This is a genomic window from Pseudomonas sp. D8002 (assembly GCF_013385695.1).
Taxonomy (GTDB): Bacteria; Pseudomonadota; Gammaproteobacteria; order Pseudomonadales; family Pseudomonadaceae; genus Aquipseudomonas.
The window spans coordinates 153,785-174,456 of sequence record NZ_JACAPM010000026.1 but is presented as its reverse complement, the minus strand read 5'-3'; the positions used below and the strand labels follow the sequence as shown (position 1 = coordinate 174,456).

The following is a 20,672-nucleotide window of genomic DNA, read 5'->3' as shown; positions in this document are numbered from 1 at the left end:
CAGCGCAAATTTCAACACCAATGGAGATCAACTGTGGGAGCCGGGCTTGCCCGCGATGGCGGTGGATCAGTCACCCCATATGTCGGCTGATCCACCGCTATCGCAGGCAAGCCAGCTCCTACCGGTCATCTCCACAGTTGATCTTCAGCGTTTTCGCAGGCACTGCCCGGCCCGGGCCTGGCACAGGGCGAACAACCACTGGCGCAACCGCTTGATCTTCAGTTCCATACCAGTAACTCCGCAGGGGTTGGGTTGTAGCCGTTGCACGGGTTGTTCAGTTGCGGGCAGTTGGAGATCAGTACGATCACGTCCATCTCGGCCCGCAGGTCGACGTACTTGCCGGGGGCGGAAATCCCGTCCTCGAAGGTCAACCCGCCATCGGCGGTCACCGGCACGTTCATGAAGAAATTGATGTTCGGCCCGATGTCGCTTTTACCCAGCCGGCCATCGTGGGCACAGGCCCGCAGATAGTTGTCACGGCAGCTGTGCATGTAGCGTTTTTCCAGGGCGTAGCGCACGGTGTTGCTCTCTTGGGCGCAGGCGCCGCCAAGGGTGTCGTGGCGTCCGCAGGTGTCGTCGACGATGGTCAGCATCGGCTGGCCGAGGTTGGAATACAGCACGCTGCCGGTGCTCAGGTACACGCTGTTTTGCCGACGCAGGGTGCGCTGCACGTCGTAGCGTTCCCTGGGGTTTTTCAGGCTGTAGAACAGCGTGTCGACCGCCTGGTTGCCCTCAAGGTCGAGGATGCGCAGGGTCTGGCCGGCCTTGACTTCCATCAGCCAGGGTTCGCCGGCGGGAATGGTCGCGCGGTACACGGCCGCGTCCGGTTGTTTGGCGAGTGCGATAGACATGGCAGGTCCTCAGGCGAACAGACGGTCGGTGTTGATAAAGCCGCGCTCGTTTTCCGGGCGCGAGGTACGGCAGTGTTCGGCGACGCTTGGGTCGGCGTTCATCCAGCTGAGTTTCAGCGGCTGCGGCGCGTACTCGGGGTTGGGGTCCATGGGATGTTGCAGCGCGGTGAGCACCACCAGTGTGTCCATCGGTGCGTAGAGTTCGATGTAGTCGCCGGCCTTGGAGTGACCGGGGACAAAGTGCAGGCTGCCAGCTTCATCTACCGTGACTTTGCTGAACAGGTTGAGGGTCATCAGCAGGTCGGACAGCCCCAGGCCCCACTTGCCCAGTTCCACCAGCAGGTTGTCGGTGCCGTTGCGGTAGAAGCCGTTGCGCAGCTCTTGATAGCGGCCTTTGCCGTATTTTTCCGCGACCTCGGAGGCGCATGACACGCCGCCGATGCTGTCACTCCAGCCGCAGGTGTCGGCGGTGATGGCAGCCAGCACGCGGCCCATGTCCGAGTACAGGCAATGGCCGTTGGTGAGCTTGGCGGTGTGTTGGCATTTGAGGCTGTCGGGCAGGTTCAGGCGCTCGGTTTTTTCATTGGCATTGAGCAGGGTCAAACTGACGTTGGCGCCGCCGCGAATGTCGGTGAGGCGCAGCAGTTGGCCGCGCTTGAGCACAAAGGAACGGTGGCCGCCGCCGGGGAGCATTTCCTCGGCGAAGGGTGGGAACAATTGAGTTGAGTCGGTCATTTGGAAGTGGCTCCAAGTTCGGCGGCGATCGCCTTGCGGCGCTCGCTGTTCAAAGGGATGTCGTAGGTGATGCGGGCGCCGTAGGCGCCGGGGGCGTGTGGGTCGAGGCGCACCTTGTCGAATACCAGCAAGCGGGTGCCGAGGCTGAAGCCTTCACTCAGGTCGTGGGTGACCATGAACACCGTCAGCCTGGTTTCGCGCCACAGCTCCAGCAACAGCAGGTGCATGTCTTTGCGAATGCCCGGGTCGAGGGCGCCGAAGGGTTCGTCCAGCAGCAACACGCGGGGCTTCATGATCAGCGCCTGGGCGATGGCCAACCGCTGCTGCATACCGCCGGAAAGCTGCGCCGGGTACTTGTCCAGGGCATGGCCCAAACCGACTTTATGCAGCAGGGCTGCGGCCTGTTCCCGGGCCTGTTTTTTCGCGCTGCCGAACAGGCGGCCGAGCAACGCTGAACGTGGCAACTCAAGGCCCAGCGCAACGTTGTCCAGCACCGTCAGATGCGGGAACACCGAGTAGCGCTGGAACACCACGCCACGGCTGGCATCGGGTTCGGCGGCGAGCGGTTTACCGTCCAGCAGGATCTCGCCATGGCTGGCGGTCTCCTGCCCCAGCAGCAGGCGCAGGAAGGTCGATTTGCCGCAACCGGAGGTGCCGACCAGGGTGCAGAATTCGCCTTCGGCCACGTGCAGGTTCAGGCGCTCCAATACCACCTGGTCGCCATAGCGCTGCCACACATTGTTGACGCTGATAAAACTCATGCCCGCGCTCCTTCGTACCAGGGGAACGCGCGCCGCGTCAGGGCCTTGAGGCCCCAGTCCATCAGCCAGGCCAGCAGGGTGATCCACACCACGTAGGGCAGGATCACGTCCATCGCCAGGTAGCGGCGCACCAGGAAGATCCGGTAACCCAAACCGTCGGTGGAGGCGATGGCTTCGGCTGCAATCAAGAACAGCCACGCCGAGCCGAGCATCAAGCGCAGGGAGATCAGCAAACGTGGCAGCAATTGCGGCAGCACCACCCGCAGCATCAGGGTCCAGGTGGAGGCGCCGAGGGTCTGTGCCTTCACCAGCAACTCCACGGGAATTTCCCGTGCCCGCTGTTCCAGGTCCCGCGCCAGGGCCGGGGTGATACCGATCACGATCAGCATCACTTTCGACAATTCCCCCAGCCCGAACACGATGAACAGGATCGGCGGGATCGCCAGCGGCGGCACCATCGACAGCACCGTCAGCAAGGGGGACAACGGTGCGCCAAACAGCGGCAAGGTGCCGGCTGCAATGCCCAGGCACAGGCCGGCGAGGGCGCTGATGCCCAGGCCGATCGCCAGGCGGCGCAGGCTTGAGGCGCTGTCTTGCCACAGCACGTATTCACCGGTGCGAGTGTCGGCGCTGAAGGCCAGGCGTTTCACTGCGTCGCCCATTTGTGCGGCGCTGGGCAGCAGCTTGTCGTTGGGGTTGTCTGCCAGGCGCTCGGCCGAGCCCACGAAGTAGGCGAACAGCAGCAGGGCGAAGGGCAGCAGCACCAACAGCAGGCGACTGGAGCGTTCCGGGTGACGGTTGATCAGGCGCATGGCCGCGTCCTCTTACAGCGTGCCGTCGGCGGCCATCTGTACGTAGCTGGGGTCGAAATGCAGCTTGAGGTTGGCGGTGTCGCCGCGGGTCACGCCATTGGCGAAGCTCATGCCCACGGCGTTGGTGTCCTTGGCACCTTCACCCAGCAGGCCGTGTTTAAACGAGAACTCGGCGACTTTGCCCATGGTGGCGGGCAACTGCGCGCTGGTGGCAAAGGCCAGGGCTTCCTTGGGCGTGGCGAACAGCTTGGTGGTGTCCAGTTGCGACTGGAAGCCCTTGAGGTCGGTGCCGGAGGCCTTGGCCATGTGCTCCAGGGCGTCGGTGCTGGCGGCGTTTTTCGCGTTCATCAGCGCCACCACTTCAAACCAGGCGCCGGTCAACGCTTTGCCCAGCTTGGGGTTGTCCTTGAGGGTCTGGGTGTTGACCACCATCATGTCCATGATTTCGCCGGGCACTTTGCTGGAGTCGAACACTTCGGTGACACCGGGCTTGGCCTTGATCTCCGAGAGCATCGGGTTCCAGGTGGTGACGGCCTTGACCTGGTCGGTGTTGAAGGCGGCGGCGATGTCGGCGTCGGAGGTGTTGACCACTTTCAGGTCTTTTTCGCTGAGGTTGGCCGACTCCAGGGCGCGGGCCAGCAGATAGTGGGACACGGAGAGTTCCACCAGGTTGACGTTCATGCCCTTAAGGTCGGCGACGGTCTTGCCTTCACCTTTGATGACCACGCCATCGTTGCCATTGGAGAAGTCGCTGACCACCAGCGCGGTGCTGTCCACGCCGCCGGCGGCGGGAATGGTCAGGGCGTCCATGTTGGTCATGGTGCAGCCGTCGAACTGGCCGGCGGTGTACTGGTTGATGGATTCGACGTAGTCATTGAGCTGCACCATGTCGATCTTGATGCCGTACTTCTTGGCCCACTTGTCGAGGATGCCTTGGCTGCCGGCGTATTCCCACGGCATCCAGCCGGCATAGATCGTCCAGCACACGCTGAAATGGTCTTTGGGGGCGGCTTGGGCGGAAAAACTCACCACGGCGGCGAAGGCGGCGGCGAGCAGGGCGGGTAAACGTATCGAGGGCATGGATGCTTCTCCAGTTGATCAAGGGCGAGCAGGAGCAACGCGGCACCGTGAACGGTGGCTTGTCTCCCGGGCTTTTATCCCGCCGTGTAACCTCAACTGGAGGTCGCCGACTCTCGGACCAGCCACTCGCCTTAGCGAGCCGGAACCCTAGTCAGCCATTGCAAATTGTGGTGCCGCGAACCTGTGATGACTCCTGCACGGGAGAGGTAAAGCGAGAGTCGTGCCAAGTGGCACGGGCGCAGTAATGGCGTGGGTTGGCGCGAGGAGGAGGGAGAAACGTGCAGGGAATATGCATTGTGGTGGTGCGGGGTTGCACTGCAATGAGGCGACCGGCAGATGTATCAATCTATGTCTAAATCGCACCAGATTCCGTTTTTGATGTCAGATATTTCGTCAGGCAGTGAAAGCTGTTTGCCGCCCCCCAGCGTCGCTGGGTGTGCTCTTCCGCGGTCCAGGAGGCCGCCATGTATCGTCGACTGCTTCTCATCGCTTTGCTCGGCTTGACCCTTTCTGCGTGCGCGCCTTATTACGGTGGCGGCCAGGCCTACTACGGTTCCGAGGTCTACACGGCGCCCGCGCCGGCGTATTACTACGGCGGCGGCCCGTATTACCATTACCGCCAGGGTTACTACCCGCCACCGCAGCGTTATTACCCGTCGCCGCGTTATTACCAGCCGGCGCCGCGCTATTATCCTGCGGGGCCGCGCGCGGGTTATCGGCCTTACCCAAACCAGGGTTGGGGCAACAGTCACTGGGGTAATGGTGGCGGACATGGCCAGGGTGGTGGTCAGGGTGGTGGTCAGGGTGGAGGCCGTGGCGGCGGTCATCGCTGATAGGAATAATTGGAAAAACGGCGCTCAGGCGCCGTTTTTGTTTACCGTTGGTCGGCACTGTCATATTTGACAGCTATCCTGTGGGTTACGCCTGTAGTTAATTGGGAGCAGTCGCCTGTTTGGCGTATCGCTTCCAGCATCGACTGATGGAACCCATGACATGAACGTCAGCCCGCTCTACCTGTTATTTTTTGCTTTTCTTGGCGTCAGTACGTTGGCAGCAGCGCAATCCTGTCCTTACCCGAGTGCTGTACGGTACGTTGACGGTCACTTTCAGGGAACTGACAGCGACTCGCCATGGATAAGCCAGGCAATGAGCGGCGGGGAATTCGTGGAAACCTTTGTCGGCGCGCTTTTTACTCCTAGCGAGCAGGACGAGCGCAAGCATGGCTATCTGGAAAAGTGCATTTATAAAACCCTGAGGGGTAAGACAGTCACCCTGAGGTACGGCACGGCTCAAGCCGGAGGGGCGATGTCGCTGGCAGATACCACGCATTGGGTACCGGGCACCGATGCTTTCGGGCAACAGGTTTTCCAGTGCGACGACCACCAACCCGATAATTGTGCCTTCACGTTCGAGGGCAAAAAAGCGCCGGCGGGCGCTCAATAGTCAGACAGGTCCGCCAGCGGATGCCGCCCTTCCCAGACCTTGTGGAAGTGCGCCTGCACCACGGCCTCGGGGATCAAGTTGATGTCCGGCCAGTGCCAGTGTGGCTGCTGGTCCTTGTCGATCAACCGCGCCCGCACACCTTCGCTGAATTCCGGGTGACGGCAGCAGTTCAGGCTCAAGGTGTATTCCATCTGGAACACTTGGGCCAGGGACAGGTGCCGCGCGCGCTGGATCTGTTCCCACACCAGGTGCGCGGTCAGCGGGCAGCCTTCGTTCAGGGTCTTGCCTGCGCGGCGGAGCAGCGGGTCGGTGTGATCGCGTAACTGGCTCAAGGCTCGCCACGCACAGCGCACATCCCCCACGTCCAGCCACTCGTCGATCTGCCCACGGCGCGGCAGCCATTGGGCTTCGGGCAACTGGCCGGCGGCTTCCTGGGCCAGGGCCTTGAGCAGGCTGTTGAGCTGCATGTCGGTCTGTTCCTGCCAGTTCAGTTGCAGCAGGCCTTCAAGCAGTTCGTCTTGTTGTTCATCCAGCAGGAAGCGGTCGGCCAGGCCCAGGTCCAGGGCGTCGCGGCCATTTATATGGGCGCCGGTCAGGCCGAGGAACAACCCCAACTTGCCGGGCAGGCGAGACAGGAACCAACTGGCGCCCACGTCCGGGTACAGGCCGATGCTGATTTCCGGCATGGCCAGGCGGCTGCTCGGCGTGACGATGCGCACGGCGGCGCTTTGCAGCAAGCCCATGCCACCGCCCAGCACATAGCCGTGGCCCCAGCAGATCAGCGGTTTGGGATAGGTGTGCAGGCGGTAGTCGAGGCGGTACTCCGCGGCGAAAAATTGCGCGGCCAGCGCCGGTACTTCGCCGGGATGTTCACGGCAGGCCTGGGCCAGGCTGCGGACTTCGCCACCGGCGCAAAAAGCCTTGGGGCCATTGCCGCGCAGCAGCACGCAGACGATTTGCGGGTCTTTGGCCCAGGCGTCCAGGCGTTCGCTCAGGGCCAGGATCATCGGCAACGACAAGGCATTGAGGGATTTTTCCGCGTCCAGGCTGGCGATGCCAACGCGGGCGCCGCCGGTGCCAATCAGCTCTTCGAAGTGCAGGTTCATCATGACCTCAATCGAGAAAGTGAAGGTTCAGTATGATCGCTTCGCAGGAAAGTGCGGTATCTGCGTCAGATCAATTGACAAGCAAGGTCGGCTTTCCTAGGGTTCGCCTCATTCTTTTGACTAGACAGCGTAACCATGACCACCGACGACCGTATCAAACTCGAACCCAGCTGGAAACACGCCCTGCGTGACGAGTTCGACCAGCCGTACATGGCCCAGTTGCGGGAATTCCTGCGCCAGGAGCACGCGGCAGGCAAGGAGATCTATCCACCCGGCCCGATGATCTTCAACGCACTCAACTCAACGCCCCTGGACAAGGTCAAGGTGGTGATCCTCGGCCAGGACCCGTATCACGGCCCGGGCCAGGCCCACGGCTTGTGCTTCTCGGTGCAACCGGGCGTGCCGGCACCGCCGTCGCTGGTCAATATCTACAAAGAACTCAAGCGTGACCTGAACATCGACATTCCCAACCACGGCTACCTGCAAAGCTGGGCCGACCAGGGCGTGCTGATGATCAACACCACCATGACCGTGGAGCGCGCGAATGCCAACGCCCATGCGGGCAAGGGCTGGCAGTTCTTTACCGATCGGATTATTGAAGTGGTGAGCGAGCATCAGCCGCACCTGGTGTTCTTGCTGTGGGGCGCCCATGCGCAGGGCAAGCAGAAGCTGATCGACGCCACCAAGCACCTGGTGCTGACGTCGGTGCATCCGTCGCCGTTGTCGGCCTATAGAGGGTTTATTGGCTGCGGGCATTTCAGCCGCACCAACAAGTTTCTTGAGCAGAATGGCGAGACGCCGATCGAGTGGCGATTGCCGCCGGTTTGACATAGCTCCAATGTAGGAGCTGTCTCGCTAAAGCTCGACAGCTCCTACAATTGAATGTCTCTTAGGCTTCAGATTTTGTCTGGCTGCCGGTTCCAGTGCCGAAACAACGGCTCCGCCAGAAACAGCACAAACAACAAACGCATCACCTGCATCGCCGTCACCAATGGCACCGACAATTGCAGGGTTTCCGCCGTCAGGCTCATTTCCGCAATTCCGCCTGGCATCATGCCCAGTGTCAGCGAACGCAGGTCCAGATGTGTGAGTGCGCTCAAGCCCACAGCCGCCAGCGTCGCAATCAACATGGTCAACGCCGTACCGATCAACGTACGTCCCATGAACAACGGCGCGCGCCGGAAGAACTGCCGGTTGAAGTGGCAACCCAGGCCGCTGCCGATCAGCCACTGGCCGATCTGGCTGCCGCCGTCGGGCAGCCCGATGTGCAAGTCCCAGGTAATGCTGGCGGCGGCACTGACCAGCAGCGGCCCGAACAGCCAGGGGTTTGGCTGACGCAAGCGTTGCCAGCCCCAGGCCACCAGGGCGCCGACGGGAAACAGCAGCGCCAGCCAGGTCCAATCCACCGTCGCCGGATGAAACTGCGGGGCACCTTCCCCCAGCAAATACTTGAACGCCGCCGGCACACAGAGCACCACCACCAATACCCGCAAACTCTGGCCCGCCGCGACGCGGCTGAGCACTGCGCCATTGCGTGCGCCGAGGTTGACCATCTCCCCCGACCCACCCGGCATGCTCGAGAAAAACGCCGTGGCACGGTCTTCACCGCTGCGGCGCATCAACCACACGCCCACAATGCTGGAGAGGCTGGTGACCAGCGCGCCGAAGAAGATCAGGCCGAAGTGGCTCATCACCTGCTCGATCACCACCGGGGTGAAGTGCAGGCCGATGCCGATGCCCACCACCCATTGGCCGCATTTGCGGCCGCCGGGAATTTCCGCGAGCTGCCAGGGTGTCAGGCAGCGCACCAGGATGATCGCCAGCAACGAGCCGACCATGTACGGCAGTGGCCAGCCGATCTGGCTGGCGAGATACCCGCCCAGCAGACCGACCAGCGGTGTTGCCCACCAGTTTCTGAACGTGGCCTCAGACATCGGCCACGGCACGACGCTGCAGGGAACGCTTGCGCCAGATGCGCAGGAGCGGGAACAACAGCATCAAGGCCGTCAGTACCCACACGCCGAAGGTGATCGGGCTCGACCAGAGGATCTGCAATTCGCCGTTGGAAATCGACAGCGCACGACGCAGGTTCTGCTCCATCAACCCGCCGAGGATAAAGCCCAGCAGCACCGGCGACAGCGGGAAATCCAGCTTGCGCAGGATGTAGCCGAAGATGCCGATGCCGACCATCAGGAACAGGTCGAAGGTGGTGGCGTGAACCGCGTACACACCGATCGCAGTGATGATGGCGATCACCGGCACCAGTGCCCAGTTCGGCACGGCAAGGATGCGGGTGAAGATGCGGATCATCGGGATGTTGAGGATCACCAGCATGATGTTGGCGATAAACAACGAGGCGATCAGGCCCCAGACGATGTCCGGTTGCTGTTGGAACAGCAGCGGGCCGGGGGTGATGTTGTACAGCGACAGGGCGCCGATCATCACCGCCGTGGTGCCCGAGCCGGGTACGCCGAGGGTCAGCATCGGCACCAGGGCGCCGCAGGCGGAAGCGCCGATCGCGGTTTCCGGAGCCGCCAGGCCGCGCATGTCGCCCTGGCCGAATTTACCGCTGGCACCGGCCAGGCGTTTTTCGGTCATGTAGGCCACGGCCGAGGCCAGTGTGGCACCCGCGCCCGGCAATACGCCCATGATGAAACCCAGCAGGCCGCAGCGAATATTCACGACGAATACCGCGCAAGCTTCCTTCAGGTTGAACATCATGCGTCCGGTGGCTTTCACGGCTTCCTGGCCACGGTGGGTTTTTTCCAGCAGCAACAGGATCTCGCTGATGGAGAACAGGCCCAATACAAGCACCACGAACTGGATGCCGTCGGTCAGGTGGATGTTATCGCCGGTGAAGCGGTACACGCCGCTGTTGGCATCGATACCCACTGCTGACAGAAACAGGCCGATCAAGGCCGCGACAAAGGTCTTCAGCGGCTTGTCACCGGCCATGCCGCCCAGGCAGACGATGGCAAACACCATCAGTACGAAATATTCCGCCGGGCCGAAGGCAATCGCCCATTTGGCCAGCAGCGGGGCGAACAGCACCATGCCGCAGGTGGCGATAAACGCACCGATGAACGAACTCCACGCCGACAGCGACAACGCCACGCCCGCCAGGCCTTTGCGAGCCATCGGGTAGCCGTCGAGGGTGGTCATCACGGTGGAAGCTTCACCCGGGATGTTCAACAGGATCGAGCTGATGCGCCCGCCGTATTCGCAGCCCAGGTACACGGCCGCCAACAGGATCAAGGCCGACTCAGGCGGCAGCCCCAGGGCAAATGCGATGGGGATCAACAGCGCTACGCCGTTGATCGGCCCAAGGCCCGGCAACAGGCCGACCACGGTGCCGATCAAGGTGCCGCACAGTGCGGTGATCAGGTTGTAAGGGGTCAGTGCAACGCCGAAGCCCTGGCCCAAATAGCTGAACGTATCCATATCAGTTCTCCAGAACTTCAAGCAGGCCGAGCGGCAGCGGTACATCCATGGCCTTGTCGAACAGCAGGTAAAGACCGATGCTCATCAAGGTCACGATCACCACGCTGGGCATCCAGCGGCCGCCATACAGGCGCGCCATCGGAATGCCGATCAGCATGCTGCTGAGGATGAAACCCAAGGGTTCGAAGGTGCCGGCAAACACCAGCAGCAACCCGACGCAGATGCCGATCTTGATCAGGGTCTGGCGGTCCAGCGCGGGCTCTTCTTCTGTGTGCTTGGTGGGCTGTGGACGAAACAGCATGTAGATCAGGCCCAGGCCCATCAGCCCGAGCATCAGCAGCGGGTAGGCCCGAGGCCCTACCGGCTCGTAGGAAAACGACGCCTGATATGGCCAGGCCATCAGTGCGAGGCCGGCACAGACCAGCAACATCACTGAGGCGAAAATGCGTTGTAAGAGCATGGGAAACTCCTTGGAGACTCTTGTAGGCGCGAGCTTGCTCACGAAGAACGCCAGGACGTCGCGTTTATACAGGCAGCACGCGTCATCGTTGAAGTTTTTCGCGAGCAAGCCCGCTCCCACAGAGGGGCGATTACTGGATCAGGCCGAACTCTTTGGCCAGCACTTTGTAGTCAGCCACCTGTTTCTTCACGTAGGTGTCCAGCTCCGGGCCGGTCATGGCGAACGGGAACAGCTCGCGCTGGTCACGCAGCTTGGCGAACTCTTCGGAAGCCAGCAGTTTGTCGAAGGCGTCTTTCCACCAGGCATAGTCTTCGTCGCTGACTTTTGGCCCGAGGTAGAAGCCACGCACCACCGGCCAGACGATGTCGTAGCCTTGTTCCTTGGCGGTCGGGATGTTCTTCATTTCCGGCTCGTCCAGGCGTTCGTCGGAGAACACCGCCAGCAGGCGCATGTCACCACTGAGGATGTGCGGCATGGAGTCGGAGATGTCGGTACTGCCTACCTGGATATGGCCGCCAAGCAGGGCGGTGGCGATCTCGCCGCCGCCTTCCAGTGCCACGTAACGCAGGTCACGCGGGTTGATGCCGGCGGCCTTGGCGATCAGGGCGGTTTGCATCCAGTCCTGGCTGCCGACGGTGCCGCCGGAACCGATGACCACGCTGCCCGGATCTTTCTTCAGGGCCTTGACCAGATCGTCGAGGTTTTTGTAGGGCGAATCGCTTTTCACCGCGATGGCACCGTAGCTGGTGCCGACGGCCGCGAGCCAGCGCACGGCGCTTTCATCGAAGCGGCCAAATTTGCCCTGGGCCAGGTTCAACAGCGAGCCGCTGGACCACGCCACCAGCGTGCCGGCGTCGGCCGGACGCTGCGCCACGACGGCGTTGTAGGCCACCGCGCCCACGCCGCCGGGCATGTAGGTCACGCGCATCGGCTTGCTCAACAGTTTCTCGTTGACCAGCGCGCTCTGCGCCAGTTTGCAGGTCAGGTCGAAACCACCGCCAGGGGACGCCGGGGCGATGCACTCCGGGCGCTTGGGCTCGGCGGCCAGCAGTTGGCTGGCGAACAGCATGCAGCTGGCCGTCAGGGCAAATTTACGCAGTGAAAGGGTCATGTTCATCTCCATCATTGTTGTTATGAGGTTGCTGTTACCAGAGTGCGACGCTGTAGCTCACCAGCAGGCGCACTTCATCCGCATCACGGGCCGAATAGTTGGAACGGTAGGTGGCATTGCGCAGACGCACGGCCACGTCCTTGAACGTGCCGCTTTGCACCACGTAGCGGATCTCACTGTTGCGTTCCCACTCCTTGCCGGTCTCGCCGTTCTTGAGCTTGATGTTGTCACCCGACAGGTAACGGCTCATGAAACTCAGGCCGGGAATCCCCAGCTTGGCGAAGTCGTAGTCGTAGCGGGCCTGCCAGGAGCGTTCTTCGGCGCCGGCAAAGTCGTTGATCTGCACGAAGTTGACAAGGTAAGGATCGCTACCGTCCACGTAGGGAAAGGCGCTGTCGCCGGACATGTGCTGGTAACCGGCGCTGAGCTTATGGCCATTGAGGGCATAGCTGAAGAGGCCGTTGAGGGAGGTGTTGTCGATCTTGCCGCCGCGCGCCGCGCCGGTGTCGTCACTGACGGCCAGGCGCAGGTCGGCGCCGAAGGTGCCGGGGCCCATCGGGCGCGAGGCCACGAGGCCGAGGAAATGCTGGCGGTACACGTCGTCGAGTTGGGCGAAGTGGTAGCTGCCGGTGATCTTGTCGGCGAACTTGTAGTCCACGCCGCCGAAGTCGAAATGCTTGCCGGTGGCGCCGCTGAGGAAGCGGCTGTTCTTGTTGTTGAGGCCGATGTCTTCGTAGTTGGTGTCGTCGCGGTCCTTGGCCTTGTTCAGGCGGCCGCCGGTGAACACCAGGTTCTTGAATTCCCTGGAACTGAGCAGGCCGCCTTCAAACGTCTGCGGCAGGATGCGCCCGTCGTTGGGCTTGAGGATCGGCAATTCGGGGATCAGCGCGCCGATCTTCAGCTCGGTGGCGGAGATCTTCACTTTGCCGGTCAGGCCGAGTTTGGAATATTCGTTGGCGGCGCGGCCGTCGTCGTGGGTCGGCAACAGCCCGGTGCCGGTGCGGTCGGGGCTGGAGTCGAGCTTGACCCCGAGCATGCCCAGCGCATCCACGCCGAAGCCGACGGTACCGTCGGTGTAGCCCGACTGCAGGTTGAGCATGAAGCCCTGGGCCCACTCGTCGCGCTTGGATTGTTGTGCGCTGGTGCCGTCGCGAAAGTCGCGGTTGAAATACATGTTGCGGGTTTCGAGGGTGGCGGTGCTGTCCTCGAAAAAGGCGGCCTGGCCTGCGGGCGAAAAGCCGGCGAGGGCGGCGGCACTGGCAAGGGCGGTCTGGGTGATACGAGAAGAACGAGCAGGCGGCTGTGTGCGCAGCATCGTGGGTGTACTCCGTTATTGTTCTTATTTTGGCGAAAACGCTTCGAGGCGTTTTTCGGGCGCTATGGGTGAAATAGCTCGGCAGGCGAAACCCACCGTGGCTGGATGCTAAAGGGCGAAGCTTTCACTAACCTTTCAGTCGCCTTTCAATGTTTTCGGGCTTCACAGCGCAGGCCGCGCCTGTAAACTCCCCGGCAAAGCGTGGCGCCGACCACCCCCGAACGAGGTAAAAACCCATGCGTGTCCTTCTGGTCGAAGACCATTTGCAGCTAGCCGAAAGTGTCGCCCAGGCGCTCAAGAGCACGGGTTTGACCGTCGACGTGTTGCACGATGGAGTGGCGGCGGACCTGGCCTTGAGCAGCGAGGAATACGCGGTGGCGATTCTCGATGTGGGCCTGCCGCGCATGGACGGTTTTGAAGTGTTGGCGCGCCTGCGGGCCCGTGGAAAAAATCTGCCGGTGTTGATGTTGACCGCACGCAGCGATGTGAAGGACCGCGTGCATGGCCTCAACCTGGGGGCGGATGACTACCTGGCCAAGCCGTTCGAACTGACGGAGCTGGAAGCCCGGGTCAAGGCGCTGCTGCGCCGTAGCGTGCTGGGCGGTGAGCGGCAACAGGCGTGTGGCGTGCTGATTTACGACCTGGATACGCGGCGCTTCACCCTGGGTGGTGAACTGCTGACCCTGACCTCCCGCGAGCAGGCGGTGCTTGAGGCGCTGATCGCGCGCCCGGGCCGGGTCATGAGCAAGGAGCAACTGGCTTCCCAGGTGTTTGGCCTGGATGAAGAGGCCAGCCCCGATGCCATCGAAATCTACGTGCACCGCCTGCGCAAGAAACTCGATGGCCAGCCTGTGGCCATCGTCACCTTCCGTGGCCTGGGGTACCTGCTGGAAGCCCGCGATGCATAAGCCCAGCAGCCTGCGCTGGCGCCTGCTGTGGAACCTGGCGCTGTTGCTGGTGGTGTTGATGATTGCCAGCGGCTTGAGCGCTTACTGGAATGGGCGCGAGGCGGCGGACACGGCTTACGACCGCACGCTGTTGGCCTCGGCGCGGACCATTGCGGCCGGCCTGTCCCACCGCGACGGCACCTTGAGTGCCGATGTGCCCTACGTCGCCCTGGATACGTTCGCCTACGACAGCGCCGGGCGAATCTACTACCAGGTCAACGATATTCACCAGAAGCTGATTTCCGGCTACGAAAACCTGCCGGGCCCGCCGCCGGGCACTCCACGCACCGATGACTATCCGGCGCTGGCGCGCTTTTATAACGCCAGGTATCAGGGCCAGAACGTGAGAGTGGTCAGCCTGCTCAAGGCAGTCTCCGAGCCGAACATGAACGGCATGGCGGAAATCCGCGTGGCCGAAACCGACGAGGCGCGGGTGGCGATGGCGCGCAGCCTGATGGCCGATACCTTGCTGCGCTTGGGGATGCTGGCCATCGGTGCATTGTTGTTGGTGTTCTTTGCCGTGAGTGCGGCGCTGCGGCCGTTGGAGCGCTTGCGCACGGCCGTGGAAGAGCGTCAGCCCGATGACCTGCGGCCTTTGCCGCTGGTGGAGGTGCAGCATGAATTGGGCCCGCTGGTACATGCGCTCAACCATTTCACCGAACGCCTGCGCGGGCAGTTCGAGCGCCAGGCACAGTTTATTGCCGATGCCGCCCATGAGCTGCGCACTCCGTTGGCAGCGCTCAAGGCACGCTTGGAGCTTGGCCTGCGTGCCGAAGACCCGGCTACCTGGCGCACCACCCTGGAAACCGCAGCCCAGGGCACTGATCGCCTGACTCACCTGGCCAATCAATTGCTCTCGCTGGCGCGCATCGAAAACGGCGCCCGGGCGATTGCCGAAGGCGGGGCCCAGTTGCTGGACCTGAGCCAGTTGGCTCGCGAGCTGGGCATGGCCATGGCGCCGCTGGCCCATGCGCGTGGCGTGGCCCTGGCGCTGGAGGCGGATGAACCGGTGTGGCTGCGGGGCGAGCCCACCTTGTTGAACGAGTTGTTGAGCAACCTGGTGGACAACGCCCTGGCCCACACGCCCCCGGGCGGCAACGTGATCTTGCGGGTCACGGCGCCGGCGGTACTTGAGGTGGAAGATGACGGCCCGGGCATCCCGCTGGATGAGCGGGACCGAGTGTTCGAGCGCTTCTATCGGCGCAGCCAGCAGGGCTTGGGGGCGGGCTTGGGGTTGGCGATTGTTGGCGAGATCTGCCGGGCACACCTGGCGCAGATCAGCTTGCATGACGGAGAGTTGGCGGGGTTGAAAGTGCGGGTCAGTTTTATCGCGGGGTAATCAGTAGAACATCGACCGTGCTTCATCCAGCTCGGCGCGCAAGGTGTCGCTGTAGGGGTCGAGTCGCAGCTTCTTGATCGCAGGTACCGTCAATATCGGCACGCTGGCCAGCGGGTGGTCAGTGTCGCGGTGGCAATACAACACGGCGACCTGCACCAGGTCGATATAGTCCAGGCGCTCGGAGTCGCGCTCAAGGTTCATGTACTGCGCCGGCAGGTTCACCAGCATTTCCGGGAAGTCCCAGCGCCGCAGCAGCTTGTCCCCCAGCAACGGGTGGATGCTTTCAATCACGTGATCGAGGCTGACCGGATCGGACAGCAGTTCATAGTGATCTTCGGCGTAGGTCAGGATCGGTAGCACGCCAATCTGGTGCACCAGCCCACCCAGCGCGGCCTGGTCAGGCTTCAACTGGCTGTGGTTGCGGCACAACGCATAGCTCACGCCGGCCACTTCCAGGCTGCGCCGCCAGACGTCGCGCATCTTCTGTTCGACCACTTCGGAACGGGCGTGGAAGATCTGTTCCATCACCAGGCCGATCGCCAGGTTGCTGCTGTAGTTGGTGCCCAGGCGGGTGATGGCGGTGTGCAGGTCGGTGACTTCCTGGGTCGCGCGCAACAGCGGACTGTTGACCACTTTGATCAGCCGCGCCGACAAGGCGGTGTCGCGGCCGATCACTTTGCTCAGGTGGCTGATGCTGATGTCCGGGTCTTCGGCGGCCTGGCGAATGTTCAGGGCCACTTCCGGCAGCGTTGGCAGAACCAGGTCATCGTTATCGATGGCCACAACCAACGCCTGTTGGACTTTTTCCGCCAGCTTGTTCATTCAAGATCTCTAGGGTGTAGCAAAAAGGTACGACGATCAGCGCTGGATCTCGCGATCACGGTCCAGCTGGTAGGGCAGGTCGAGCAGCTGAAGGCCCGGGCCTTCCAGCGTGCCTACATGCACATCGCCACTCTCTGCTGCTTCGGCTTGCAGCACCGCTAGAAGTTCAATCGCCTGATCGGCACGGGCGGCAAGCACCACCTCGCCGATGGCGCTGTTGTGATTCGGGGAAAACAGTGGGGTGCCGGGCTCAGGCAGCTCGCCGGCATTCAGGCTCAGGCGATACAGGCGACGCTTGAGTTTGCCCAAATACTGCATGCGCGCGACGATTTCCTGGCCGGTGTAGCAGCCTTTCTTGAAGCTGACGCCGCCGACGGCTTGCAGGTTGAGCATCTGCGGGATGAACAGTTCGCGGGTCTGGGGCATGACCTGGCCGATACCGGCACGGATCTGGCCCAGCAGCCATTGGTTCAGTTCACCTTCGTTCAATTGTGCGGCGAGTTGGCTGTGCAGGGTTTGAGCTTGGGCGGCGGGGGCCCAGAGTTCGGCACGGCCCGGCGATACGCGGATGGCGATCAGGTCGTCGCTGCGCACCACGCTGTCGGTCTCGGCGGGTAGTTGGAGGCCGAGGCCGGCCAGTACCTGATCGGCATCCGACACACCGAAACGCGCCCAGGCAGCGCTTTCGTCGGTGAGTTTGGATTTGGAGAACACGGCGTACTTTTTCAGGTCCGCCAGTTGTGGCTCCAGCAGTTCGGTGGCCATGGCCAGCAACACGCCATCGCCTTGCAGCAGGATGCGGAAGCTCGACTGCATGCGCCCCTTCTGGGTGCAGCGCGCGCCCAGGCTGGCCTGGGTGTCACTCAGGTAGTTAAGGTTGCAGGTCAGTTGTCCCTGGAGGAACTTGGCAGCGTCGGCACCGCGGACGGCGAGAACGCCTTCGTGGGACAGGGGGCAGAAAAAAGCAGAGTCAGCCATGGGTCATCGCAGGTTAAAAAGTCATGAGTGCATCATAGAGGGGCGCCCGGCAAATGGATAGTTTCCGTATGGCCGACCAAAGCCGACTGTTCCAGGCAGCTTCGGCCTGTATACTTGCGCTCTATTTGAGGAGCGCTCCATGGTCGAAGATGTAGAACTCAATCGCCTCTACTGGCACAGCCGACGCGGCATGCTTGAACTGGACGTGTTGCTGGTACCGTTCGTCAGGGAGGTCTATCCGCACCTCAACGACGTCGACCGCGACTGCTACCGCAAGCTGCTGGAATGCGAGGATCAGGACATGTTCGGCTGGTTCATGGAACGCGCCGAATCGGAAGACCCGGAGCTGCAGCGCATGGTTCGGATGATTCTGGATCGTGTCCAGCCCAAGTAATACGTTCGAATGCCGCTGGCACGCCTCCGGGCAGTTGCTGGCGGCTTATCTTTTCGCCCAGGCGTTCGCACTGGGTGCGCTGTGGTTTCTCGATGTGTCCCCGTGGTTCGGAGCCTTTGGCGCCTTGTTGTGCCTGGCCCATGCCGGTTGGGTATTGCCGCGTCATATCCTGCTGACTCACCGTTCGTCGATCCGTGGCCTGCGTCGCGACGAGGATGGCTGGCAGTTGTGGAGCGCCGCGCGTGGCTGGCACAGCGTGCAACTGCGCCCCGACAGCCTGGCGTTGCCGTTGATCGTGGTGCTGCGCTTTCGGGTGCAGGGTGACTGGCGGGTGCGTTCGATCTGCGTGCCACGGGATTCGCAGGCTACCGATGTGCATCGGCGCCTGCGGGTGCGCTTGAAGTTCAGCCGCCGTAGGTGGTTGGCACCAGAATAGTGTCGCGCGCTTCGGGCAGCATTTGCGGGTAGTCGAGGGTGTAATGCAATCCCCGGCTTTCCTTGCGCTCCATGGCCGAGCGGATCATCAGTTCCGCCACCTGGGCCAGGTTGCGCAGCTCGATCAGGTCGCGGCTGACTTTATAGTTGCTGTAGAACTCGTCGATCTCATCCAGCAACAGTCGAACCCGGTGCTGCGCCCGCGCCAGGCGCTTGTTGGTGCGCACGATGCCCACGTAGTCCCACATGAAGCGCCGCAACTCGTCCCAGTTGTGGGCGATGATCACGTCTTCGTCCGAATCGGTCACCTGGCTGGCGTCCCAGCGGGGCAGGGCGGCCGGCACCGGGATGCGCGGCAGCTGTTCAAGGATGTCGGCGGCGGCGGAGCGGGCGTACACGAAACACTCCAGCAACGAATTGCTGGCCATGCGGTTGGCGCCGTGCAGGCCGGTGAAGCTGGTTTCGCCAATGGCGTACAGGCCGGGCACGTCGGTGCGGCCGTTCTGGTCGACCATCACGCCGCCGCAGGTGTAGTGCGCCGCCGGGACGACCGGGATCGGGCCCTTGGTGATGTCGATATTGAACGCCAGGCAGCGCTCGTAGACCGTCGGGAAATGGGTCTTGATGAAGGCTTCGGGCTTGTGGCTGATGTCCAGGTAGACGCAGTCGATGCCCAGGCGCTTCATTTCATGGTCGATGGCCCGGGCGACGATGTCCCGCGGGGCCAGTTCTGCTCGTGGGTCGAAGCGCTGCATGAAACGTTCGCCGTTGGGCAGCTTCAGGTGTGCGCCTTCGCCGCGCAGGGCTTCGGTGATCAGGAAGCTCTTGGCCTGCGGGTGATACAGGCAAGTGGGGTGGAACTGGTTGAATTCCAGGTTCGCCACCCGGCAGCCCGAACGCCAGGCCATGGCAATGCCGTCACCGCAGGCGCCGTCGGGGTTGCTGGTATAGAGGTAGACCTTCGCTGCGCCGCCCGAGGCGAGAATGGTGAAGCGCGCGCCGTAGGTGTCGACTTCGCCGCTGGCCCGGTTGAGCACGTAGGCGCCGAGGCAGCGTTCGCCCGGCAGGCCAAGGCGCTTTTCGGTGATCAGGTCGACGGCGACCCGCTGTTCCAGCAGTTCGATGTTGGGGCGTTGCCGGGCCTGGGCGAGCAGGGTCTTGAAGATCGCGGCGCCGGTGGCGTCGGCGGCATGGATGATCCGCCGATGGCTGTGGCCGCCTTCGCGGGTCAGGTGGAACTCGAAGCCGCCGTCGTCGGTGCCGGAATGTTCGTCGCGGGTGAAGGGCACGCCCTGGTCGATCAGCCACTGGATGGCTTCGCGGCTATGCTCGACGGTGAAGCGCACCGCCTCTTCATTGCACAGGCCGCCGCCGGCATTCAGGGTGTCTTCGACGTGGGATTGCACCGTGTCGGTGTCATCGAGCACCGCGGCGACACCGCCCTGGGCCCAGAACGTCGAGCCATTGGCGAGGTCGCCCTTGCTCAGTACGGCTATGCGCAGGTGGCCCGGCAAGGTCAGTGCAAGGCTCAAGCCCGCGGCGCCGCTGCCAATCACCAGGACATCGTGTTGAAACTGTTGGCTCATTTGAAGGATTCCGCAAAAAGCGATCCGTAGGGGGCGCAAACAGGACGCCTGGATCGGCGAATCAAAGGGTGACACGGCCCACTAGTATATAGAGGGGGGGAGCGGCACAATAGCCGGGCATTCGTGGCATTGTGAGACTACGGGCAACGAACTGCACGGCTTTCATGAAACGGACAGCGATTGGGATGGGAACTTTTTGCATAGGCCCCGACTCAATAGCAGGATGCCCGAAAGCTGGGAACACGCTGGATTTGCTGAGCCGCGTCTGTGTCAGGCGCGTCAGGAAACTGGCGACAGATTATTCGCGCAGCCGGCATTGCCCGCGCTGCGTTTTTCGTGTGTGCCAAATCAGTGCGCGCCGGAAACTTGCTTGGAGGGGGAGAACTTTTGCGAAAAGTCCGAGTCTATGTTTGCAAGCCTGATCGATTAGTTATGCAAGCCTCCTTCAAGTACAACGAGGAGTGTTCATGCTAACCCAGGAAGAGGATCAGCAGCTGGTCGAGCGCGTTCAACGCGGCGACAAGCGGGCATTTGATCTGCTAGTGCTGAAATACCAGCACAAAATTCTCGGGTTGATCGTGCGGTTTGTGCACGACACCCATGAAGCGCAGGACGTTGCACAGGAAGCCTTTATCAAGGCGTACCGTGCACTCGGTAATTTCCGCGGTGACAGTGCGTTTTACACGTGGCTGTATCGCATCGCCATTAACACGGCGAAGAACTATCTGGTTTCTCGCGGTCGCCGCCCGCCGGATAGTGATGTTAGTTCGGAAGATGCTGAATTTTATGATGGTGATCACGGCCTCAAGGATCTCGAGTCGCCGGAGCGTGCATTGCTGCGCGACGAGATCGAAGGAACCGTCCATCGCACTATTCAACAACTGCCAGAAGATTTGCGTACGGCGTTAACTTTACGTGAATTCGATGGTCTGAGTTACGAAGACATTGCGAGCGTCATGCAATGTCCGGTGGGTACCGTACGCTCCCGGATCTTCCGGGCTCGGGAAGCCATCGATAAAGCCCTGCAGCCGTTGTTGCAGGAAAACTGAGACAGCG

General features: G+C 62.2%; 22 protein-coding genes and 1 riboswitch. Of the genes, 8 read left to right on the top strand and 14 right to left on the bottom strand.

The window, feature by feature from the left end:
• Nucleotides 1-218: 218 nt before the first annotated feature.
• From HX807_RS15925 to HX807_RS15905, 5 genes are read right to left on the bottom strand one after another with little or no spacing between them, the layout of a single operon-like run.
• Nucleotides 219-851: an urea amidolyase associated protein UAAP2 gene (locus HX807_RS15925; protein ID WP_003212037.1), complete on the bottom strand. Its 633-nt coding sequence runs from the start codon at nt 849-851 to the stop codon at nt 219-221.
• Nucleotides 852-860: 9 nt separating this feature from the next.
• Nucleotides 861-1,586, bottom strand: coding sequence for an urea amidolyase associated protein UAAP1 (locus HX807_RS15920; RefSeq protein ID WP_003212035.1), 726 nt, complete (start codon nt 1,584-1,586; stop codon nt 861-863).
• Nucleotides 1,583-2,347, bottom strand: a complete 765-nt coding sequence (locus HX807_RS15915) for an ABC transporter ATP-binding protein (RefSeq protein WP_003212032.1) — start codon at nt 2,345-2,347, stop codon at nt 1,583-1,585. Before HX807_RS15915 ends, HX807_RS15920 begins: the two co-directional genes overlap by 4 nt.
• Nucleotides 2,344-3,159, bottom strand: a complete 816-nt coding sequence (locus tag HX807_RS15910; RefSeq protein ID WP_177050437.1) for an ABC transporter permease — start codon at nt 3,157-3,159, stop codon at nt 2,344-2,346. Before HX807_RS15910 ends, HX807_RS15915 begins: the two co-directional genes overlap by 4 nt.
• A 12-nt stretch (nt 3,160-3,171) precedes the next feature.
• A complete protein-coding gene (locus tag HX807_RS15905) occupies nt 3,172-4,239 on the bottom strand; it encodes a putative urea ABC transporter substrate-binding protein (RefSeq protein ID WP_003212027.1) in 1,068 nt (355 codons plus the stop codon).
• A 61-nt stretch (nt 4,240-4,300) separates the two neighbouring features.
• Nucleotides 4,301-4,401: riboswitch (guanidine-I (ykkC/yxkD leader) on the bottom strand.
• Between the two features lie 302 nt (nt 4,402-4,703).
• Between HX807_RS15905 and HX807_RS15900 the strand changes: the two genes are divergently transcribed.
• Both HX807_RS15900 and HX807_RS15895 read left to right on the top strand, forming a co-directional pair.
• Nucleotides 4,704-5,072, top strand: coding sequence for a hypothetical protein (locus HX807_RS15900; RefSeq protein WP_177035871.1), 369 nt, complete (start codon nt 4,704-4,706; stop codon nt 5,070-5,072).
• A 160-nt stretch (nt 5,073-5,232) separates the two neighbouring features.
• On the top strand, nt 5,233-5,682 hold the full coding sequence (locus HX807_RS15895; RefSeq protein WP_177050435.1) for a DUF3757 domain-containing protein: 450 nt from the start codon (nt 5,233-5,235) through the stop codon (nt 5,680-5,682).
• Here HX807_RS15895 and HX807_RS15890 read toward each other — a convergent pair.
• The gene (locus tag HX807_RS15890; protein WP_177050454.1) at nt 5,676-6,788 is read right to left on the bottom strand and encodes an enoyl-CoA hydratase/isomerase family protein; all 1,113 of its coding nucleotides are present in this window, start codon (nt 6,786-6,788) and stop codon (nt 5,676-5,678) included. The genes HX807_RS15895 and HX807_RS15890 overlap by 7 nt on opposite strands.
• A 135-nt stretch (nt 6,789-6,923) precedes the next feature.
• Between HX807_RS15890 and ung the strand changes: the two genes are divergently transcribed.
• Nucleotides 6,924-7,616: a uracil-DNA glycosylase gene (gene ung, locus HX807_RS15885; RefSeq protein ID WP_003212020.1), complete on the top strand. Its 693-nt coding sequence runs from the start codon at nt 6,924-6,926 to the stop codon at nt 7,614-7,616.
• Nucleotides 7,617-7,684: 68 nt separating this feature from the next.
• On the opposite strand, the gene HX807_RS15880 is transcribed toward ung, so the two are convergent.
• From HX807_RS15880 to HX807_RS15860, 5 genes are all read right to left on the bottom strand, one after another.
• On the bottom strand, nt 7,685-8,722 hold the full coding sequence (locus HX807_RS15880; protein ID WP_003212018.1) for an AbrB family transcriptional regulator: 1,038 nt from the start codon (nt 8,720-8,722) through the stop codon (nt 7,685-7,687).
• The gene (locus HX807_RS15875) at nt 8,715-10,229 is read right to left on the bottom strand and encodes a tripartite tricarboxylate transporter permease (protein WP_087692609.1); all 1,515 of its coding nucleotides are present in this window, start codon (nt 10,227-10,229) and stop codon (nt 8,715-8,717) included. Before HX807_RS15875 ends, HX807_RS15880 begins: the two co-directional genes overlap by 8 nt.
• Before the next feature lies 1 nt (nt 10,230).
• Nucleotides 10,231-10,689, bottom strand: coding sequence for a tripartite tricarboxylate transporter TctB family protein (locus HX807_RS15870; RefSeq protein WP_008437838.1), 459 nt, complete (start codon nt 10,687-10,689; stop codon nt 10,231-10,233).
• Between the two features lie 130 nt (nt 10,690-10,819).
• Nucleotides 10,820-11,806 carry a tripartite tricarboxylate transporter substrate binding protein gene (locus HX807_RS15865; RefSeq protein WP_161635736.1) on the bottom strand — a complete coding sequence of 329 codons (987 nt, stop codon included), beginning with the start codon at nt 11,804-11,806 and terminating at the stop codon, nt 10,820-10,822.
• Between the two features lie 28 nt (nt 11,807-11,834).
• Nucleotides 11,835-13,115: an OprD family porin gene (locus tag HX807_RS15860; protein WP_008437839.1), complete on the bottom strand. Its 1,281-nt coding sequence runs from the start codon at nt 13,113-13,115 to the stop codon at nt 11,835-11,837.
• 236 nt (nt 13,116-13,351) lie between these two features.
• Between HX807_RS15860 and HX807_RS15855 the strand changes: the two genes are divergently transcribed.
• Nucleotides 13,352-14,023, top strand: coding sequence for a response regulator (locus HX807_RS15855; RefSeq protein WP_003212008.1), 672 nt, complete (start codon nt 13,352-13,354; stop codon nt 14,021-14,023).
• Nucleotides 14,016-15,401 carry a sensor histidine kinase gene (locus tag HX807_RS15850; RefSeq protein ID WP_003212006.1) on the top strand — a complete coding sequence of 462 codons (1,386 nt, stop codon included), beginning with the start codon at nt 14,016-14,018 and terminating at the stop codon, nt 15,399-15,401. The genes HX807_RS15855 and HX807_RS15850 overlap by 8 nt, the downstream gene beginning before the upstream one ends.
• Here HX807_RS15850 and HX807_RS15845 read toward each other — a convergent pair whose 3' ends face one another.
• Complete coding sequence (locus HX807_RS15845; protein ID WP_134325888.1) at nt 15,402-16,223, bottom strand: HDOD domain-containing protein; 822 nt, start codon at nt 16,221-16,223, stop codon at nt 15,402-15,404. It lies immediately after the preceding gene.
• 36 nt (nt 16,224-16,259) lie between these two features.
• Nucleotides 16,260-17,201 carry a folate-binding protein YgfZ gene (locus HX807_RS15840; RefSeq protein ID WP_102604220.1) on the bottom strand — a complete coding sequence of 314 codons (942 nt, stop codon included), beginning with the start codon at nt 17,199-17,201 and terminating at the stop codon, nt 16,260-16,262.
• Between the two features lie 139 nt (nt 17,202-17,340).
• Here HX807_RS15840 and HX807_RS15835 point away from each other — a divergent pair, with 139 nt between their 5' ends.
• Together HX807_RS15835 and HX807_RS15830 are read left to right on the top strand one after the other, a co-directional pair.
• Nucleotides 17,341-17,595, top strand: coding sequence for a succinate dehydrogenase assembly factor 2 (locus HX807_RS15835; protein ID WP_003212000.1), 255 nt, complete (start codon nt 17,341-17,343; stop codon nt 17,593-17,595).
• On the top strand, nt 17,579-18,031 hold the full coding sequence (locus HX807_RS15830; protein WP_008437845.1) for a protein YgfX: 453 nt from the start codon (nt 17,579-17,581) through the stop codon (nt 18,029-18,031). Before HX807_RS15835 ends, HX807_RS15830 begins: the two co-directional genes overlap by 17 nt.
• Here the strand turns inward: HX807_RS15830 and nadB are convergent.
• Nucleotides 18,000-19,616 (bottom strand): L-aspartate oxidase, encoded by a 1,617-nt coding sequence (gene nadB / locus HX807_RS15825; RefSeq protein WP_003211997.1) that lies wholly within the window; start codon nt 19,614-19,616, stop codon nt 18,000-18,002. The two genes, HX807_RS15830 and nadB, sit on opposite strands and share 32 nt — an antisense overlap.
• Before the next feature lie 467 nt (nt 19,617-20,083).
• Here nadB and rpoE point away from each other — a divergent pair, with 467 nt between their 5' ends.
• Entirely contained in the window at nt 20,084-20,665 is a 582-nt protein-coding gene (gene rpoE, locus HX807_RS15820; protein WP_003172477.1) for an RNA polymerase sigma factor RpoE, read from the top strand.
• The last annotated feature ends 7 nt before the right edge of the window (nt 20,666-20,672 follow it).

Coding starts and splice junctions, on each gene's coding strand:
- HX807_RS15925 (WP_003212037.1), bottom strand. CDS start 851: ATGTCTATCGCACTCGCCAAACAACCGGACGCGGCCGTGTACCGCGCG.
- HX807_RS15920 (WP_003212035.1), bottom strand. CDS start 1,586: ATGACCGACTCAACTCAATTGTTCCCACCCTTCGCCGAGGAAATGCTC.
- HX807_RS15915 (WP_003212032.1), bottom strand. CDS start 2,347: ATGAGTTTTATCAGCGTCAACAATGTGTGGCAGCGCTATGGCGACCAG.
- HX807_RS15910 (WP_177050437.1), bottom strand. CDS start 3,159: ATGCGCCTGATCAACCGTCACCCGGAACGCTCCAGTCGCCTGCTGTTG.
- HX807_RS15905 (WP_003212027.1), bottom strand. CDS start 4,239: ATGCCCTCGATACGTTTACCCGCCCTGCTCGCCGCCGCCTTCGCCGCC.
- HX807_RS15900 (WP_177035871.1), top strand. CDS start 4,704: ATGTATCGTCGACTGCTTCTCATCGCTTTGCTCGGCTTGACCCTTTCT.
- HX807_RS15895 (WP_177050435.1), top strand. CDS start 5,233: ATGAACGTCAGCCCGCTCTACCTGTTATTTTTTGCTTTTCTTGGCGTC.
- HX807_RS15890 (WP_177050454.1), bottom strand. CDS start 6,788: ATGAACCTGCACTTCGAAGAGCTGATTGGCACCGGCGGCGCCCGCGTT.
- ung (WP_003212020.1), top strand. CDS start 6,924: ATGACCACCGACGACCGTATCAAACTCGAACCCAGCTGGAAACACGCC.
- HX807_RS15880 (WP_003212018.1), bottom strand. CDS start 8,722: ATGTCTGAGGCCACGTTCAGAAACTGGTGGGCAACACCGCTGGTCGGT.
- HX807_RS15875 (WP_087692609.1), bottom strand. CDS start 10,229: ATGGATACGTTCAGCTATTTGGGCCAGGGCTTCGGCGTTGCACTGACC.
- HX807_RS15870 (WP_008437838.1), bottom strand. CDS start 10,689: ATGCTCTTACAACGCATTTTCGCCTCAGTGATGTTGCTGGTCTGTGCC.
- HX807_RS15865 (WP_161635736.1), bottom strand. CDS start 11,806: ATGAACATGACCCTTTCACTGCGTAAATTTGCCCTGACGGCCAGCTGC.
- HX807_RS15860 (WP_008437839.1), bottom strand. CDS start 13,115: ATGCTGCGCACACAGCCGCCTGCTCGTTCTTCTCGTATCACCCAGACC.
- HX807_RS15855 (WP_003212008.1), top strand. CDS start 13,352: ATGCGTGTCCTTCTGGTCGAAGACCATTTGCAGCTAGCCGAAAGTGTC.
- HX807_RS15850 (WP_003212006.1), top strand. CDS start 14,016: ATGCATAAGCCCAGCAGCCTGCGCTGGCGCCTGCTGTGGAACCTGGCG.
- HX807_RS15845 (WP_134325888.1), bottom strand. CDS start 16,223: ATGAACAAGCTGGCGGAAAAAGTCCAACAGGCGTTGGTTGTGGCCATC.
- HX807_RS15840 (WP_102604220.1), bottom strand. CDS start 17,201: ATGGCTGACTCTGCTTTTTTCTGCCCCCTGTCCCACGAAGGCGTTCTC.
- HX807_RS15835 (WP_003212000.1), top strand. CDS start 17,341: ATGGTCGAAGATGTAGAACTCAATCGCCTCTACTGGCACAGCCGACGC.
- nadB (WP_003211997.1), bottom strand. CDS start 19,616: ATGAGCCAACAGTTTCAACACGATGTCCTGGTGATTGGCAGCGGCGCC.
- rpoE (WP_003172477.1), top strand. CDS start 20,084: ATGCTAACCCAGGAAGAGGATCAGCAGCTGGTCGAGCGCGTTCAACGC.